Below are 16,187 nucleotides of genomic sequence, written 5' to 3' on the forward strand. Positions count from 1 at the left end.
ATGAAACGCTTTGCTTTTGTATCAGATTTTGATGGTACCATTTCACAAAAGGATTTTTATTGGATTGTGATTGAAAAACATTTTCCTGAAGGTAGAAAGCTATATAAAGAATGGAAGTCAGGTAAGCTGAAGGACATTGACTTTTTGTCAACTGTCTTCAGCTCAATTAACCAAACAGAGGACATCATTTTACAAGACATTGATGGAATTGAAATTGATCCTGGAGTTCCTGCTTTTATTCAAGAAGTACAAAAAAGAGGAGGAGATTTTTATGTTTTAAGCGCAGGTTCAGATTACTATATTCGACCTCTTCTGAAGAAGCATGGTGTAGAGAATGTGGAAGTACTTTCAAATACCGGTGTGTTCCATGAAAAAAATGTTCACTTGCAAATTGATCCTAAGCACTGGAGCTATTCTGAGCGTTACGGAATTGATAAATCGTTAGTTATTCAGGATTTCAAGAAAAAATATGAGCAGGTCTATTTTGCCGGTGATAGTGAACCAGACTCACACCCAGCGGCTTGCGCAGACATCACGTTTGCAAAAGCTGCTCTTCAAGATTTGTTAGATGAAAAGAACGTTCCGCACGTAAAAGTAGCGTCCTTTCAAGAAATTACATCTTATTTTAATCAACAACATTTGTGGAACTAAGCATATATACGAAAGGAAAGTTAACAGCATGATTACATTTGAAACAGTCGTAGCAGATACACATTATACGGTTTTTACCAATGTAAACACCTGCGTGCGAAATTCCGCTGCGGTATGTATCTTCAAAAAAGACAACGTCTCCGACTTGTAGGTCTTCTTTTTTAACGTATGTACCAAAGTTCCACTGTTGATCCGTAGAACGTGGGAGCGCTACGTTATATGCTTCTTTGAATACATATTGAATAAAGCCCGAACAATCAAAACCAACTTCTGGACGTTCTTCTCCAAATTGATACGAAACGCCTAGCTGCTCTCGACTCTCCGAGACAATTTTATAGTCTGGAAATGAAAAGGTAGAGGCACTGAGTCTTTTCGCTTTGATAAAATGTTCATTCCAAAATGAACTATCTTTGAAACTTTCTTTAACCACTTCACCTTTTGAAGTAGAAGGGAAAATCATCTCTCCATCTCCAATATAGATTGCAGCGCTTGTAATGGTAGATGAGCTTGTAGAGAAGAATAACAGATCTCCGGTTGTTAAATCACTTTTATTCACTTCTGTTCCTAACTCACCTTGCCCTTCTAACGTGCGCGGCATATCTACATTTAAAGCCGTTTCTACTACATAGTAAATGAACCCTGAGCTATCGAATCCTTCTGATTTTGTTTCACCACCGCTTACATAGTCGATTCCTGATAATTCAGCAGCCGTCTTCACCACTTTAGTAGTATCCATTTCCGCTGCTTTGAACTCAGTAGGGGTGGTCCAAAGTAAGCTGATACCTACAATAGATGCAGCAATTAGTTGATGCTTTTTCATTTTCTTCCTCCTATCCATTTGTAAAAAAGACTACCTTTTGAATTATGACTTAGAAAACCTTGGATTTCGAGATTCTTTTTTCCTGCAGTGAAATACCTATCTAGAAACCTTTCAATTAATAGAATTGACCTAATATGTTAAATGTTCTGACAACTACCTTGTGTATCAGACATTTAAATGATAAAATCAATTTAACCGAAAAACGGAATTTAAGTTCCGTTTTTCGGTACAACAAGATAGATAAGGGGATGAAGAAATGAAACGAATTGACGTGAACTGTGATTTAGGTGAAAGTTATGGCGTTTATAAGATTGGAAATGATAGAGAGATTTTAAAGTTTGTTTCTTCGGCTAATATCGCGTGTGGCTTTCATGCTGGAGATCCAACCGTCATGCGAGAAACCGTAAAACTCGCCTTGCATCATGATGTAGCTATTGGCGCTCATCCTGGTTTGCAGGATTTACGCGGGTTTGGACGTCGGAATATTCAAATTAGTCCTAGTGAAGCGTATGATTTAGTCGTATATCAAATTGGTGCACTCTACGGATTTGTAAAGGCGGAAGGAGGTACTATGCAGCATGTAAAGCCACACGGTGCTCTCTATAATATGGCGGCGAAAGATGCTGCATTATCAAAAGCAATTGCTGAAGCCGTATATGCAGTAAATCCAGAACTTATTTTATTCGGCTTATCTGGAAGTGAACTCATAAAAGCAGGAAAAGAAATAGGGCTTCAAACAGCAAATGAAGTATTTGCTGATCGTACATATCAAGAAGATGGTTCTTTAACTCTTCGAACAATGAAAGGTGCTTTAATCGAAGAAGATGAAGTAGCAATTAATCAAGTTATTGGAATGATTGAGCGAAAAGAAGTACAGTCTCAACAAGGAACAACAGTGCCGATTCAAGCAGATACAGTTTGCATTCATGGAGACGGAACACATGCCTTGCAGTTTGCTCATGCACTTAACACAGCCTTTAAGCAAGCAGATATTACACGCGTCGCCGTATCATGCCGCTAATCGAGAGGAGAATTAATTATGGAGCCGATAAAACAATCAAAAAAACAGCAACTGTCGCCAGTACCTAAGCTTAACTGGACGCTCATGATGGGGGCGGCCTTCTTAATGGCCACGTCTGCTATTGGTCCTGGGTTTCTAACTCAAACTACTGTTTTTACTCAAACGTTAGCAGCTAGTTTTGGATTTGTTATTTTAGTATCAATTATTTTAGATATCTTTGCACAAACCAACGTTTGGCGAATTATCGCTGTATCCGAAAAAAGAGGACAAGATATTGCGAACATGGTGTTGCCAGGCCTCGGTTATGTCATCGCTGGGCTAATTGTTATGGGTGGCCTTGCTTTTAACGTAGGAAACATTGCAGGAGCTGGATTAGGATTAAATGCCTTGTTTGGTATCGCACCTGAATACGGTGCAATTGTAAGTGCAATCATTGCAGTGGCAATCTTTTTAATTAAAGAAGCTGGAAAGGCCATGGATCGTTTCACACAGTACGCAGGCTTTGTCATGATTGGTTTAATGTTTTTTGTAGCGTTTAAAACGGCACCTCCTGTTGGAGAAGCTGTAGTAAAAACAGTAATGCCGGATACGATTGATATTGTTGCTATTGTCACGTTAGTGGGTGGAACGGTAGGTGGCTATATTACGTTTGCTGGAGGTCACCGACTATTAGATGCAGGAATAAAAGGTGTTGATGCACTACCACAAGTGACAAAGAGTTCTGTTGTAGGAATTTTAATCACGTCTGTTATGCGTATTGCGCTCTTTTTAGCAGTTCTTGGCGTTGTATCACAAGGGCTTCAAATAGATGCAAGCAATCCACCCGCTTCAGTCTTTCAGCTAGCGGCAGGAAATATTGGCTATAAAATTTTCGGAGTTGTTATGTGGTCAGCTGCAATTACGTCTGTTATTGGAGCTGCTTACACATCCGTATCGTTCATTCGTACATTTAGCAAACGCTTAGAGCAGCATCATAAATGGGTAATTATCAGCTTCATTATTGTGTCAACACTATGTTTTGTAGTCATTGGAAAGCCAGTTAAAGTATTGCTGTTAGTTGGTGCAATAAATGGATTGATTTTACCAATTGCTCTTGGAACGCTCTTAGTTGCTGCTTACCGAAAAGATATTGTAGGAGATTATAAACATCCTCTTTGGTTAACGATCTCGGGTAGCCTTGTGGTTATCGTGATGGCGTTAATGGGGGGATATACATTAATTGATCAACTGCCTTTATTATTTAAATAACTGAGCTGGAGGTGGATTATTTTATTCACCTCCGTATCGTTAAAAGGAGACCAAATATGAGTTACGCAACTGAAACACCTGAAAAAATTCGTAAGCTTATTCGTGAAATGAAAATTACTGGACCAACAGCAGGGATGGCGAATGGATACGCCCAAGCAAATCTAGCAATCTTAAAACAAGAACATGCGTATGACTTTTTACTATTTTGTCAGCGTAACCCAAAGTCGTGTCCATTATTAGACGTAACAGAGGTTGGATCACCGTATTTAACCGTTGCAAAAGGAGCAGATATTCGTACAGATTTACCTAAGTACCGCGTATATCGAGAAGGTGTATTAACGGAAGAAATAGCGGATATTACATCGCTTTGGGAAGAAGATATGGTAGGTTTCTTGATTGGTTGCAGCTTTACGTTTGAAGACGCTTTGTTAAATAATGGTATACCTATCCGACACATTGAGGAGAAATGTAATGTCCCGATGTACAAAACCAATATTGAATGTAAATCAGCTGGCTTATTTAAAGGCGTAACGGTTGTAAGTATGCGTCCTATGCCTTCTCGAGACGTACCTCGCGCGGTGCAGGTTACCTCGCGCTTTCCTTCCGTTCATGGAAGTCCTCTTCATATTGGTAGTCCAAAAGAAATCGGTATCCAACAAATTGATCATCCTGATTTTGGTGATGCAGTGACCATTCACGAAGGTGAAGTGCCTGTTTTTTGGGCCTGTGGAGTTACTCCACAAGCTGTTGCGATGGAGGTTAAACCGTCTATTATGATTACGCATGCTCCAGGGCACATGCTCATTACCGATATACGTGATGATGAACTTGGAATTTTATAAACGAGGTGAAAGACATGATTAAAGCAGTAGATAACAAGAAAACAATTGCAGAGCTGACCCCACTTGGAGATTCGGCTGTGGTTGTAACATTTGGTTCAGAAATGAGCATTAGTACTCATAAACAAATCATGGCGCTTATGAATATGCTTGAAGATACACCGTTTGAAGGGTTTGTCGAGAGTGTCCCTGCATTTACAAACCTAACGATTTTTTACGACCCGCTTATTGTCTATCAAACATATCAAGGCAAAGATTCATCTTTAATATCTCCTTTTAAAATTGTTTCAGCTCTAGTAGAGAAAAAGCTTGCTAGTTTAACGCACCATAAAAATCAACCATCTCATACTGTAGAAATTCCGGTTTGCTACGGTGGCGAATATGGACCCGATTTACAAGATGTAGCGAAGATCAATGGCTTGACGCCTGATGAAGTTATATCCATCCACTCAAGTGGTGAATACCTCGTATATATGGTTGGATTTGCGCCTGGATTTCCATTCTTAGGCGGTATGTCAGAGAAAATCAAGGCACCGAGAAGGTCGTCTCCTCGCGCCAGCATTCCAAAAGGGTCTGTTGGGATTGCTGGAATGCAAACAGGCGTTTATCCAATCTCTACGCCTGGAGGATGGCAGCTGATTGGTCAAACGCCAAAGCCTTTATTTTTACCAGAGCAAAATCCCCCTAGCTTACTTGAAGCAGGTAATATCGTCAAATTCATCCCTATTACAGAGCATGAATTTTTAAAATTTACAAAGGAGAGATAAGCATGAGCATAAAGGTCTTAAAGCCAGGTTTACTAACGACTATACAAGACTTAGGACGAACTGGCTTCCAAAAACACGGTGTCTTAGTGAGCGGAGCTATGGATACGTATTCTTTGCGCGTAGCAAATCTATTAGTTGCGAACGATGAAAAAGAGGCTTGCTTAGAAATGACTTTAATGGGTCCAACAATTGAATTTGAAAAAGATTGTGTAATCGCTATCACTGGAGGTGATTTAGCACCGAGCATTAACAATGAACCCGTTCATATGTGGAAACCAATCTACGTGTCAAAAGGAAGTACCCTTCAATTTGGACCATGTAAAAAAGGGTGTCGAGCTTATTTGGCAGTAAAGGGTGGTTTTTTACTATCTCCTGTTATGAATAGTAAAAGTACCTATTTACGCGGCGAGTTAGGTGGTTTCAAAGGGCGCGCTTTACAAGCAAACGATGTAATTAAATTCACGGGTTCTCAACAGCAGCATGTAGAAGTGGCAAGTCATGTACATATGCCAAACTGGTATGTGAATTTTCACGAGCGCTTATCGTTTGAAAAAAAGCCGATTATCCGTGTAATAAAAGGCAGTCAATTTGAATTGTTTACTAAAGAAAGTGAACAAGCCTTTAGTGAACAAGCCTTTAAAGTTAGTACTCAATCAGATCGCATGGGTTATCGAATTGCTGGTCCTGAAATGGTACTTACTGAAAAAGTAGAGTTGCTATCAGAAGCCGTAACGAATGGATCTATTCAAGTACCGCCAGACGGAAATCCAATCATTCTATTAGCAGATCGACAAACCACGGGTGGCTATCCAAAAATGGCTCAGGTCATCACGGCTGACTTACCAGTTCTAGCTCAGGTGAAGCCTGGAGAAAGCATTTATTTTCAATATATTACCCTAGAAGAAGCTGAACAAATTTATTTAGAAAACGAAAAAACTATGAAGCAGTTAGCGTGTTCAATTGCACTTTATCAAAAAGAAGCTTAAAAAACGAAAGGGGAGAAAAGGATGATTAATACTGCAGAATTAAAAGAGGTTATAGCTTTAATGAATGAAGGTGGCATTCAAAAGCTACATGTGGAACACGATGGAACAGTGATTGTTCTTGATAAAACACTAACGGAAGAAGCAACAAAAGTGTTAACGCCTAGTAAAAACAATGAGGTAGAACTCACACCTCCATTAAAAAATGAGGAGCCATCAAAAGCGGTCTGCGAAGTACGTTCTCCTATGGTCGGAACCTTCTACTCCTCTCCTGAACAAGGAGCTTCACCTTTTGTATCGGAAGGTGATAGAGTTCGTGCTAATGATATCGTCTGTATTGTAGAAGCAATGAAGCTTTTTAATGAGGTAGAAGCGGGAATTGAAGGAGAAATTATAGAGGTTCTTGTGGAAGACGGCGATATTGTTGAATACGACCAGCCTCTATTTTTAATCAAACAATAAGCGCTAATAAGGAGTGAGACGATGTTTAAAAAAGTGTTGATTGCTAACAGAGGAGAAATTGCTGTTCGTGTGATTCGTGCATGTAAGGAACTTGGCATCAAAACCGTAGCTGTGTATTCTACTGGAGACCGCGATGCACTTCATGTACAGATGGCTGATGAAGCATACTGCATCGGTGGGAAAAGTCCTAAAGATAGCTACTTAAATAGTAAAAGCATCATCAGCGCAGCGGACGTGTCACATGCAGATGCGATTCATCCTGGGTATGGTTTTTTATCTGAAAGTGCACAGTTTGCAGATGCTTGTCTAGAGTATGGGATAACGTTTATTGGTCCTTCATCTCAGGCTATCTTAGATATGGGAGCTAAAGCAAAAGCTCGTGATACCATGAAGCGAGCAAACGTACCAATTGTACCAGGAAGCGACGGTTTAATTAAAAGTAGTACAGAAGCTACTGCGATTGCAAAAGAAATTGGCTACCCTGTCATTGTAAAGGCATCCGCTGGTGGAGGCGGTAAAGGAATGCGCACGGCTTTTAATGAAGAAGAGCTTCACAAAGCAGTTCGTCAAGCTCAGCAAGAAGCGGAAAAAGCGTTTGGAGACAAAGGCGTGTACTTGGAAAAGTTTATTGAAGACCCGCGTCATGTTGAAATTCAAATTTTAGCGGACAAGCATGGACACGTTGTTCACTTAGGAGAACGAGACTGCTCCATCCAAAGGCGTCATCAAAAGCTTATCGAAGAGTCACCGTCACCAGCGCTTAGCGAAAAGCTCCGGGATGAGATGGGAGATGCTGCTGTGAAAGCTGCAAAAGCAGTGAACTACTATGGTGTAGGTACGGTTGAATTTTTACTGGATAAATACGGTGCGTTTTATTTTATGGAAATGAATACGCGTATTCAAGTTGAGCACCCAGTAACAGAGTTAGTAACAGGGGTAGATTTGATTAAAGAGCAAGTTTTAGCAGCAGCAGGTTATCCGCTATCCTTCACGCAAGAAGACACTACTTTTTCTGGATGCGCAATTGAGTGTCGCATAAATGCGGAAGATCCTTGGCGTGATTTTATGCCTTCACCGGGAACAGTAACAGAGTACATTCCACCTGGAGGGTTTGGGGTACGCATAGATAGCGCAGTATATGCAGGCTATACAATTCCACCTTTTTATGATTCGATGATTGCTAAAGTGATTGTTTACGGAAAAAATCGTACGGAAGCTATTCAGCGCATGAAGCGTGCACTCAGCGAATTTTATATTAAAGGAGTGCACACAACCATACCGTTTCACTTATCCCTTCTAGAACATGAGAAATTTTTAGAAGGAGATTTTACAACGAAGTTTTTAGAAATATATGAGATTCAGCCAGAGCAGGTAGCAACAACTTTATAAGTAATAACAGAAGGCGCCTTTATACAGGGTGCTTTCTTTATTTTTATGTCTAATTAAAGGCGAAAAAACATCCTAAAATAAGGTACTTTCCGCTAGTTTGTTGTATAATAAAACAAAGATTGTGAAAATATGTTCAAATTAAAGGAGAGCGTGAGTATGCAGGATAAAAATAAAACGGTTGTGAAATCGATGAGCATTCTAACGCTGTTCATTGATCACCCTCGCCTTACATTCAATGAGTTAATGAATAAGACAAATATCCCTAAAACATCGCTGCACCGAATGCTTGGATCCTTAGAAGAAATGGGTTTTTTAACGAAAGATCCATATGGCCACTATGAGCTTGGGCTTCTTTTTTTGCAGTTTGGTCAGCTTGTAGCCGATCGACTAGATGTTAGAGGGCTTGCGCTGCCGATTATGCAAGCGCTTCGCGATGAAGTAGAAGAAGCCGTTAATCTGATCGTTCGCGATGGAGATGAAGCGATGTATATTGAAAAGATTGAAGCCGTGCACCCCGTACGTCTTTATACATCGATTGGACGAAAATCGCCGCTTTATGCTGGTGCTTGTTCTCGCATTATTTTATCTTTTTTATCATCTGAAGAGCAGCAGCGCTATTTAGAGGTAACCGATTTAAAACCAATAGGCATAGGCACAATTACCGACAAAGAAAAGTTAAATGAAGAGCTTCATAAAGCACGTGTAAACGGCTATACAATTAGCCATTCTGAGCTTGAAGATTATACAACAGCTGTTTCAGCTCCAATCTTTAACCATAAAGGAGAAATTGTAGCGGGAATTAGCGTTGCAGGAATTGATGCACATTTTCATGAAGAAAGAATGCCATTTTTAATTAAAAAAGTAACAACGGCAGCAGCGGAGATTTCAGTGAAATTAGGATATATTCCTCAACACACATCTCCATTTGCGCAGTAATTTACATAAACGGAGGAGTTTACAATGAGACGATTAGAAGGAAAACGAGTCGCCCTTGCTGGTCAGCGAAAAGTAGAGGACATTAAAAAAATCGTAGAAAACTTAGGTGGGACGGCTCTTATTCGACCGGCACAAGGAACAATTTTTTTAGATGACACTCATCTTGAAGAAGACGTAAAAGATCTTGTTCAAGGTACGTACGACTGGTTTATTTTCACTACGGGTATTGGTACAGAAATCTTATACAATACCGCTGATAAAATGGGGCTAGCTTCTGAATTCCTAGCGGCATTAAAGAGCGCTAAAATCGGGGCTCGTGGCTATAAAACCATTAATATGCTAAAAAAGCTAGGCGTTACACCAACGGTTCGCGATGATGATGGCAGTACAGCTGGTCTGGTGCGAGAGTTAAAGAGTCACTCATTTGATAGATGTAAAGTTGCGCTTCAGCTTCATGGAGATCCTGCGCCTGCATTAATGACCTTTTTAAATGATCAAAACGCCAAGGCCAAAGATATTCTTCCTTATAAGCACATTCCTCCTCAAACTGACGTGATGGAGCAACTGTTAGATGAAATACTAACTAGGAAGGTAGACGCAGTCAACTTTACAAGCGCTCCTCAGCCTCGTAACCTTTTTTCCTTTGCGCGCGAAAAAGGAAAAGAACAAGAGGTTTTAGAAGCATTTGAGACAGACGTTGTGGCGTTATCAGTTGGAAAAGTAACGGCTGCTGCGTTAAATGATCAAGGCGTGAAGCGCGTGGTAGTTCCGCTTCAGGAACGAATGGGGAGCGCGATTGTAGCTCTAGAGCAATACTATCAGCAAACTATAGAGAAGTAATCAGGAAAATAGTACGCGTTTGCGTGCTATTTTTTTCTTCTATTTCACTAAGTCTTCCAATTATGAAATGAAATTGTAATATTTCATGTAAATACATCGTGGTATAATTTTCGTAGTAAAAGACTATTTTTAGCTATTTTTCGACAATAATAGTTCGATATATACATAGAGGATTAGACAGATGAAGTAATGGAGGAATTTAAAGTGAATAAAAAAGCTATTTTTGCCAATGCAGCGGTTGTTTTAGGACTATCAAGCGTGTTTTCAACTGAAGCATTTGCCTCAACGATAAATGAAATGGAAAACCAAAAAACGACGATTCAACAAGAGCGTGAAGAACTACAAGGGAAAATTTCAAGCGCAAATGAAGAAAAGAAGCGTTTAGAAAAAGAACAAAGCAGCTTATCAGCTCAGTTGGAGCGTTTAAAATTAGCAGCTAAGGAAAACGAAAAGAAAGTAACGGATACAGAAGACAGCATTAAGCAGACAACTGAAAAAATAGACATCCTTCAAAAAGACATCGATACGCTAAATGAAAAGCTAGAAGAGCGCAATCAAGTTTTGGCTCAGCGTGCAAAAGCACTTCAAGAAGCTGGAGGCAGCGTTGATTATGTTCAAGTGCTTCTTGGTTCACAAAGCTTTTCGGATTTCGTTGACCGCTCGGTAGCTGTGTCAACAATCATTAGCGCAGACCGTGATATTCTAAAAGAAACTAAAGAGATGCAAGATGAAGTAGCACAGAAACAGTCTTCTGTAAAAGGTAAACTAAAAGATCTTGAAGCGATGAAAGAAGAGCTAAAGGGTATTAATGAATATTTAGCGGAGCAAAAAGCGGAGCAGGAAACCCTTGCTGCTCAGTTAAATGAAAAAAAATCAGAAAATGCACAGCAAGTAGCATCTTTAACGGAACAAGAAACAGATTTATCAACGCAAGAACAAACGTTAACAGACAGCATTGCAGCTAAAAAACAAAGAGAGCAAGAACAAAAAGAAGCAGCTGAAAAAGCTGAGCAGCAGGTAGCTACAGCTTCAGGTCAATCTATTGCTGAAAAAGCAGCTCCTGCTCAAGACAATGAAAGTACGAAAGCTACATTAAAAGCTACTGTTGAAGCACCAGCGGCTAAATCAGCTCCTGCTGCATCTCATTCTAATGTCGCAACGGTTGGGAATAAATGGATTGGTAATTCTGCATACGTATTTGGTGGAGGTCGTACCCAAGCGGATATCAACCGCGGATTCTTTGATTGCTCATCGTTTGTACACTGGGCATATTCACAAGTCGGCGTTGAGCTAGGACCTCGCGGCTATGTAAGCACTGAAACATTAAAGCATGCTGGTACACAAATTTCCGCTTCACAAATGCAGCCAGGTGACCTTGTCTTTTTTAACACATATAAAACAGATGGACATGTTGGCATTTATGTAGGAAATGGAAAATTCATTGGTGCTCAAAGTAAAGGCGTCGGCATTGCTGATATGACGCAAGGCTATTGGAAGAAAAAATTTAACGGACGCGTTGTTCGTATTTAACGTATAATTTTCTAAAAAATCATTCATACTAGATGGATGATTTTTTTAGGAGGTACGGCATGGATTTGGTACAAGATTGCATTAAGAAAGACTTAAGAATTCTATTTGTCGGTTTTAATCCAAGTATTCGATCAAGTGAAACAGGCTATCACTTTGCACATCCTCGCAATCGATTTTGGAGTATTTTATACAAGTCCGGATTAACACCACGACTTTATAAGCCTGAAGAGGATGTAGATTTACTAGATCTTGGTTATGGTCTTACGAATATTGTAGATCGTCCTACAAAAGCGGCAGCGGAAATTACGAAAGAAGAATATGAAGAAGGACGAAAGCAGCTCGCTCATAAAATTCGTACTTATCAACCAAAAGTCGTTTGCTTCGTCGGAAAAGGTGTCTACGAACAATACAGCAAACGCAGAAATGTTCCTTGGGGAATTCAAGAGGTTTCGGTTATTGAAGGGACAATTGACTTCGTGGCTCCTTCCTCAAGCGGCTTAGTGCGAATGAAAATAGACGATATTGTGGCCATTTACCGAGAGCTAGCAGATCTTTTTTACTAAAAGAAAAAAATAGACAAATAAGTTTGGAAAGGAGGAACCTATGAAACTTCGAGTATCAGCGGTTCAATATCATCTTCATACAATTCAATCCTTTGAGGAATTTGCTCATCAAGTTGAGCACTATGTCAAAACAGCAGAAGAATTTGGAGCAGAGTTTGTCATGTTCCCAGAATTCTTTACAACACAGTTAATGTCGATTGGTAACCACCAAGGACAAGCATTAACAATTCAGGATTTACCGGACTTTACCGAGCAGTATCGTTCTTTATTTATGAGCTTAGCCATTAAAATGAACATTCATATTATTGCAGGTACACACGTAATAAAAAGAGAAGGGCGTTTGTATAACGTAGCGCACCTTTTTTATCCAGATGGACGTATAGGTGAGCAAGCGAAGCTTCATATGACGCCAACGGAGCTACATGAGTGGGACATGACGCCTGGAGAAAACCTGCAGGTGTTTGAGACAACCAAAGGGAAAATTGCGATGCTTACGTGCTATGACATTGAATTCCCTGAGATTGTACGCATGGCAAAAGCAAAAGGTGCAGACGTAATATTCTGCCCGTCATGTACAGATGATCGTCACGGGTTTCACCGCGTACGCTATACGAGCCATGCAAGAGCAATTGAAAATCAAGTTTATGTAGTAAACTCGGGGACAGTAGGTTCACTCCCTACCGTCGATTTTATGCGCGCTAACTTTGGTCAAGCTGCAATCATTACCCCAAACGATGTTCCGTTTCCACCTAAAGGATTAATGGCTGAAGGTGAAATCAACCAAGATATGATTGTCACAGCTGACCTAGACTTGGAATTACTCTATAAAGTTCGAGAAAGCGGATCGGTAACAACGTGGCGTGATCGTCGTACAGATTTATATACCGATTGGGAAAAAGAAGAGGTCTTGATTCGATAAGGAGTGATGAATGTGTACCGAAGAGAGTTTTTTGTGTTTGACGAAAAAAAGCCTGTTCCCGCCATCATTCGAAATTATCACCAAGCTGATTTTCAAGATTTAATTGCTATTCAGCAAGAATGTTTTCCACCTCCGTTTCCGTCTGATTTATGGTGGAATATCGAGCAGCTTACCAATCACGTTACGCTATTCCCAGAGGGAGCATTGTGTATAGAAGTAAACGGTAAAGTAGTAGGAAGCATGACGGGATTATTAGTTCAGTTTGACCCTAAATCACCAAATCATACGTGGGCGGACGTTACGGATAGCGGTTATATTCGTAATCATGACCCAAACGGGAATTCATTATATGTTGTAGATATTAGTGTAGCCCCTGCTTACCGTAAGTTAGGGTTAGGGAAATGGATGATGACTGCCATGTACGATGTCGTCATTCATCTGAAACTAGACCGGCTAATAGGTGGAGGGAGGATGCCTGCTTACCACCTATATCAGGATAAGCTAACGCCAGAGCAATATATCCAAGAAATTTCAAAAGGTACCATTCAAGATCCTGTTATTACATTTTTGCTGCGCTGTGGTCGAACACCGCTTAAAGTGATAGAGAACTATTTAGAAGATGAAGAGTCTTGTAACTACGGAACGCTAATGGAATGGAAAAACCCATTTTTAGTACAAAAAAGCATCTCAGCTAAATGAGATGCTTTTTATCGTTTCACAACAGATTTTGGTTTGCCCATGGCTTTCTTTAAAACTTCGGTTAAATACATATTACCCTCTGGATTGGTTTTTTGTAACAAGAAAGCAGTTGCTTCAATATCATCCATCGCACGGTGAGCATGTTCTCTAGAAATTCCATGTGCATCTAAGAGCGTTGTTAGCTTTTTATTGACAAATCCGTATTCTTTCCATTTTACTGATCTCATCGAGCAGTGCCATTTCAGGTCTTGTAAAAAGGAATAGCGCTTTAGTAAAAAGCTACGGTCAAAAGAAGCATTGTGCGCAATAATACCATCAGCTTGCTTAAACAACTCGATCACTTTTTCATCATTAAATCTTTGACCTTCCACCATTTCATTTGTAATCCCAGTTATCCGAGTAATATGAGGATAAATTGGGTATGTCGGCACTTCAAATCCATTATAGCGGTCTAGCTCCGTGAGGGTTTGGAGCTGTTCGTCGTATTCATAAAGTAAAATTCCAAGTTCAATCATTTCACAACTAGCGGGACTTAAGCCGGTTGTTTCAATATCCACAAACGCGAGTATTTTAGACTGTCCAGACAAGACGTTCTCTCCCTTATCATTATGATTCTCTTATTCTACCATTGATTATCTAAATGGAAAAACCATTCCTTCGTGAGAATTGACGCGTTTCTTATAAATAAGGTAGAATGATGTTAGAAGTTTATATGGAATTCCCAAAGGGGAGTAGCTGCTACAGCAAGGTCGTCATTCCGAGAGAATCTCTCCGGCTTTGTTGGCAATATGTAATATTGTTAGCGAGACCTTTGCCAAATGTTTTTTGGTAAAGGTCATTTTAACCATCTTTACAAAAAACATTGTGAAGATGGTTTTTTTATTGGTTTCTACCTTAAAAGGTTGAAAATAAATTTCTGGGAGGAAAACAAATGAAAAAATGGTTGATAGGAATCCTAGCCAGCACGTCTCTTGCATTAGGTGGCTGTTCAATGCTGGAAGGAGCAAATGACGCACTCACATACGTAAACGAAGCGACAGACTATGTACAGGAGGCAAAAACATTTGCTGAAGAAGCACCCGAATTAGCACAGCAAGCCATTACAGATTCAAAAGCCGCAGCGGAATTTGAAACGAAACTAGAAGACATGAAAGGAGAAATTGAAAGCTTCAATGAGCTCAATGCCCCTGAATTAGCAGCTGACTTACACAACCAGGTACTAGAGCAAAATGAGAAAGCGCTAGACGGAATCAATACGTATCTAGAAAACATAGAGGGCGGAAAGTTGGATCCTGCAGCGCTTGAAAATACGGAGCTCTTTCAATCCATTCAAGACATCTCAAGAATCGTTAAACAAATTGAAGACTTGGGATTATAAATTCGTAACGAAAAGGGTATTGGATTTTAGTCCGATACCTTTTCTATATTAGCCATATTTTAGAACATAAAAAAAGCTCGTCTACAAGAGACGAGTGAAAAGGGGCATATCTATAAAAAAAGTACTGTCTTTACTATATAAGAGAAAAGTGAAAAACCGATGAAAAATTACCTTTTTATAAAATTTCTCTTAAAGAATAGTGAACAGAATGTCTGCTGTCTTTTTTTCTGTAATTCTAGTATTGTAAAGATAAAGACTTTTAATAAGGAGGAGTTTTAATGCGAATTGTGTCTCTATGCCCTAGCAACACTGAACTCATTGGTTATTTGCAATGCGAGCATTTACTTGTAGGGGTCGATAACTATTCAGATTGGCCGAACAGCGTGCAAAAATTACCGAGATTAGGTCCTGACTTGTCTATTGATATGGACTTGGTTGAGGAGCTGAAGCCGGATTTAATCTTAGCTTCTTTAAGCGTTCCTGGAATGGAGCGAAACATTGAAGAATTAAAAAAAAGGAACCTTCCTTTCGTTACGTTAAATCCTCAGTCCTTAAGTGATATTAGAAATGACCTTCTGACTGTAGGGAATTTAATTGGAGTAGGTACTTATGCAGAAAAAATTGTGCAGCGATTTGATAAAGAAATAACCTACTATAAAGAGTTAGCCCAGCGTATTATACACAAGCCCAACATCTACTGGGAATGGTGGCCAAAGCCTTTGTTTACGCCAGGTGGCTCAAACTGGCTAACTGAAATTAGTGCGCTTGCCGGAGCAAAAAATATGTTTGAAGATTACAGTGAACCAAGCGTTCAAACAACGTGGGAAGAAGTCAAAAAGAGAAAACCTCAAGCGATATGTCTTGCGTGGGTTGGGGTAGCCGAAAAGAACGTCAATAAAAAAGTGATCCAAAAACGTTCTGGTTGGGAAGAATTAAGACTGTCGGAAACGGATATACATATTTTAGAGGAGGCATTATTTTGCCGGCCATCTCCACGATTATTAGTTGGTCTTAAAAAGCTAGCTCAGCTGCTTCATCCCGCTATTTTTAAAGAGGATAAAGATGAAGATGTGCTACTATCAGTTTTAAAGGGTATGGAAGTTGACAAGCCTTAACCAACAAACTATGCTGTTACTACGAAA

General features: G+C 39.8%; 18 protein-coding genes. 16 read left to right on the top strand and 2 right to left on the bottom strand.

What is annotated here, in order from left to right:
• Positions 1-651 (top strand): MtnX-like HAD-IB family phosphatase, encoded by a 651-nt coding sequence (locus tag AS180_RS02510; RefSeq protein ID WP_025911079.1) that lies wholly within the window; start codon positions 1-3, stop codon positions 649-651.
• Here the strand turns inward: AS180_RS02510 and AS180_RS02515 are convergent.
• Complete coding sequence (locus AS180_RS02515) at positions 626-1,471, bottom strand: C40 family peptidase (RefSeq protein WP_051567191.1); 846 nt, start codon at positions 1,469-1,471, stop codon at positions 626-628. The genes AS180_RS02510 and AS180_RS02515 overlap by 26 nt on opposite strands.
• A 256-nt stretch (positions 1,472-1,727) precedes the next feature.
• Between AS180_RS02515 and AS180_RS02520 the strand changes: the two genes are divergently transcribed.
• From AS180_RS02520 to AS180_RS02580, 13 genes are all read left to right on the top strand, one after another.
• Positions 1,728-2,492, top strand: a complete 765-nt coding sequence (locus AS180_RS02520; RefSeq protein WP_025911075.1) for a LamB/YcsF family protein — start codon at positions 1,728-1,730, stop codon at positions 2,490-2,492.
• 18 nt (positions 2,493-2,510) lie between these two features.
• Positions 2,511-3,740 carry an NRAMP family divalent metal transporter gene (locus AS180_RS02525; protein ID WP_035321188.1) on the top strand — a complete coding sequence of 410 codons (1,230 nt, stop codon included), beginning with the start codon at positions 2,511-2,513 and terminating at the stop codon, positions 3,738-3,740.
• 56 nt (positions 3,741-3,796) lie between these two features.
• A complete protein-coding gene (locus tag AS180_RS02530) occupies positions 3,797-4,582 on the top strand; it encodes a putative hydro-lyase (protein ID WP_025911072.1) in 786 nt (261 codons plus the stop codon).
• 14 nt (positions 4,583-4,596) lie between these two features.
• Positions 4,597-5,346 (top strand): 5-oxoprolinase subunit PxpB, encoded by a 750-nt coding sequence (gene pxpB, locus AS180_RS02535; protein ID WP_025911071.1) that lies wholly within the window; start codon positions 4,597-4,599, stop codon positions 5,344-5,346.
• 2 nt (positions 5,347-5,348) lie between these two features.
• A complete protein-coding gene (locus AS180_RS02540) occupies positions 5,349-6,332 on the top strand; it encodes a 5-oxoprolinase subunit C family protein (RefSeq protein WP_062686310.1) in 984 nt (327 codons plus the stop codon).
• Between the two features lie 21 nt (positions 6,333-6,353).
• Entirely contained in the window at positions 6,354-6,791 is a 438-nt protein-coding gene (accB, locus tag AS180_RS02545) for an acetyl-CoA carboxylase biotin carboxyl carrier protein (protein ID WP_025911069.1), read from the top strand.
• A gap of 21 nt (positions 6,792-6,812) precedes the next feature.
• A complete protein-coding gene (gene accC / locus AS180_RS02550; protein WP_025911068.1) occupies positions 6,813-8,180 on the top strand; it encodes an acetyl-CoA carboxylase biotin carboxylase subunit in 1,368 nt (455 codons plus the stop codon).
• Positions 8,181-8,336: 156 nt separating this feature from the next.
• On the top strand, positions 8,337-9,116 hold the full coding sequence (locus AS180_RS02555) for an IclR family transcriptional regulator (RefSeq protein ID WP_025911067.1): 780 nt from the start codon (positions 8,337-8,339) through the stop codon (positions 9,114-9,116).
• Between the two features lie 24 nt (positions 9,117-9,140).
• Complete coding sequence (locus AS180_RS02560) at positions 9,141-9,956, top strand: uroporphyrinogen-III synthase (protein WP_025911065.1); 816 nt, start codon at positions 9,141-9,143, stop codon at positions 9,954-9,956.
• Between the two features lie 204 nt (positions 9,957-10,160).
• Positions 10,161-11,486, top strand: coding sequence for a C40 family peptidase (locus AS180_RS02565; RefSeq protein WP_025911064.1), 1,326 nt, complete (start codon positions 10,161-10,163; stop codon positions 11,484-11,486).
• 59 nt (positions 11,487-11,545) lie between these two features.
• The gene (gene mug, locus AS180_RS02570; RefSeq protein WP_025911062.1) at positions 11,546-12,049 is read left to right on the top strand and encodes a G/U mismatch-specific DNA glycosylase; all 504 of its coding nucleotides are present in this window, start codon (positions 11,546-11,548) and stop codon (positions 12,047-12,049) included.
• 40 nt (positions 12,050-12,089) lie between these two features.
• On the top strand, positions 12,090-12,968 hold the full coding sequence (locus tag AS180_RS02575) for a carbon-nitrogen hydrolase family protein (RefSeq protein ID WP_025911061.1): 879 nt from the start codon (positions 12,090-12,092) through the stop codon (positions 12,966-12,968).
• A gap of 12 nt (positions 12,969-12,980) precedes the next feature.
• On the top strand, positions 12,981-13,667 hold the full coding sequence (locus AS180_RS02580; RefSeq protein ID WP_025911060.1) for a GNAT family N-acetyltransferase: 687 nt from the start codon (positions 12,981-12,983) through the stop codon (positions 13,665-13,667).
• Positions 13,668-13,675: 8 nt separating this feature from the next.
• Here AS180_RS02580 and AS180_RS02585 read toward each other — a convergent pair whose 3' ends face one another.
• Positions 13,676-14,254, bottom strand: coding sequence for an exonuclease domain-containing protein (locus tag AS180_RS02585; RefSeq protein WP_062686312.1), 579 nt, complete (start codon positions 14,252-14,254; stop codon positions 13,676-13,678).
• A gap of 344 nt (positions 14,255-14,598) precedes the next feature.
• Here AS180_RS02585 and AS180_RS02590 point away from each other — a divergent pair, with 344 nt between their 5' ends.
• Together AS180_RS02590 and AS180_RS02595 are read left to right on the top strand one after the other, a co-directional pair.
• The gene (locus AS180_RS02590; RefSeq protein ID WP_062686314.1) at positions 14,599-15,045 is read left to right on the top strand and encodes a DUF6376 family protein; all 447 of its coding nucleotides are present in this window, start codon (positions 14,599-14,601) and stop codon (positions 15,043-15,045) included.
• A gap of 278 nt (positions 15,046-15,323) precedes the next feature.
• Positions 15,324-16,160 (top strand): cobalamin-binding protein, encoded by an 837-nt coding sequence (locus AS180_RS02595; RefSeq protein WP_025911054.1) that lies wholly within the window; start codon positions 15,324-15,326, stop codon positions 16,158-16,160.
• Positions 16,161-16,187 lie beyond the last annotated feature (27 nt).

Origin of the sequence: Priestia veravalensis (assembly GCF_001457055.1) — a bacterium.
GTDB lineage: Bacteria > Bacillota > Bacilli > Bacillales > Bacillaceae_H > Priestia > Priestia flexa.

What these genes read in the sequence shown, in the direction of transcription:
- AS180_RS02595 (WP_025911054.1), top strand. Translation starts at nt 15,324, where the DNA reads ATGCGAATTGTGTCTCTATGCCCTAGCAACACTGAACTCATTGGTTAT.
- AS180_RS02540 (WP_062686310.1), top strand. Translation starts at nt 5,349, where the DNA reads ATGAGCATAAAGGTCTTAAAGCCAGGTTTACTAACGACTATACAAGAC.
- AS180_RS02520 (WP_025911075.1), top strand. Translation starts at nt 1,728, where the DNA reads ATGAAACGAATTGACGTGAACTGTGATTTAGGTGAAAGTTATGGCGTT.
- AS180_RS02525 (WP_035321188.1), top strand. Translation starts at nt 2,511, where the DNA reads ATGGAGCCGATAAAACAATCAAAAAAACAGCAACTGTCGCCAGTACCT.
- accC (WP_025911068.1), top strand. Translation starts at nt 6,813, where the DNA reads ATGTTTAAAAAAGTGTTGATTGCTAACAGAGGAGAAATTGCTGTTCGT.
- AS180_RS02515 (WP_051567191.1), bottom strand. Translation starts at nt 1,471, where the DNA reads ATGAAAAAGCATCAACTAATTGCTGCATCTATTGTAGGTATCAGCTTA.
- AS180_RS02555 (WP_025911067.1), top strand. Translation starts at nt 8,337, where the DNA reads ATGCAGGATAAAAATAAAACGGTTGTGAAATCGATGAGCATTCTAACG.
- accB (WP_025911069.1), top strand. Translation starts at nt 6,354, where the DNA reads ATGATTAATACTGCAGAATTAAAAGAGGTTATAGCTTTAATGAATGAA.
- AS180_RS02510 (WP_025911079.1), top strand. Translation starts at nt 1, where the DNA reads ATGAAACGCTTTGCTTTTGTATCAGATTTTGATGGTACCATTTCACAA.
- pxpB (WP_025911071.1), top strand. Translation starts at nt 4,597, where the DNA reads ATGATTAAAGCAGTAGATAACAAGAAAACAATTGCAGAGCTGACCCCA.
- AS180_RS02575 (WP_025911061.1), top strand. Translation starts at nt 12,090, where the DNA reads ATGAAACTTCGAGTATCAGCGGTTCAATATCATCTTCATACAATTCAA.
- mug (WP_025911062.1), top strand. Translation starts at nt 11,546, where the DNA reads ATGGATTTGGTACAAGATTGCATTAAGAAAGACTTAAGAATTCTATTT.
- AS180_RS02590 (WP_062686314.1), top strand. Translation starts at nt 14,599, where the DNA reads ATGAAAAAATGGTTGATAGGAATCCTAGCCAGCACGTCTCTTGCATTA.
- AS180_RS02530 (WP_025911072.1), top strand. Translation starts at nt 3,797, where the DNA reads ATGAGTTACGCAACTGAAACACCTGAAAAAATTCGTAAGCTTATTCGT.
- AS180_RS02560 (WP_025911065.1), top strand. Translation starts at nt 9,141, where the DNA reads ATGAGACGATTAGAAGGAAAACGAGTCGCCCTTGCTGGTCAGCGAAAA.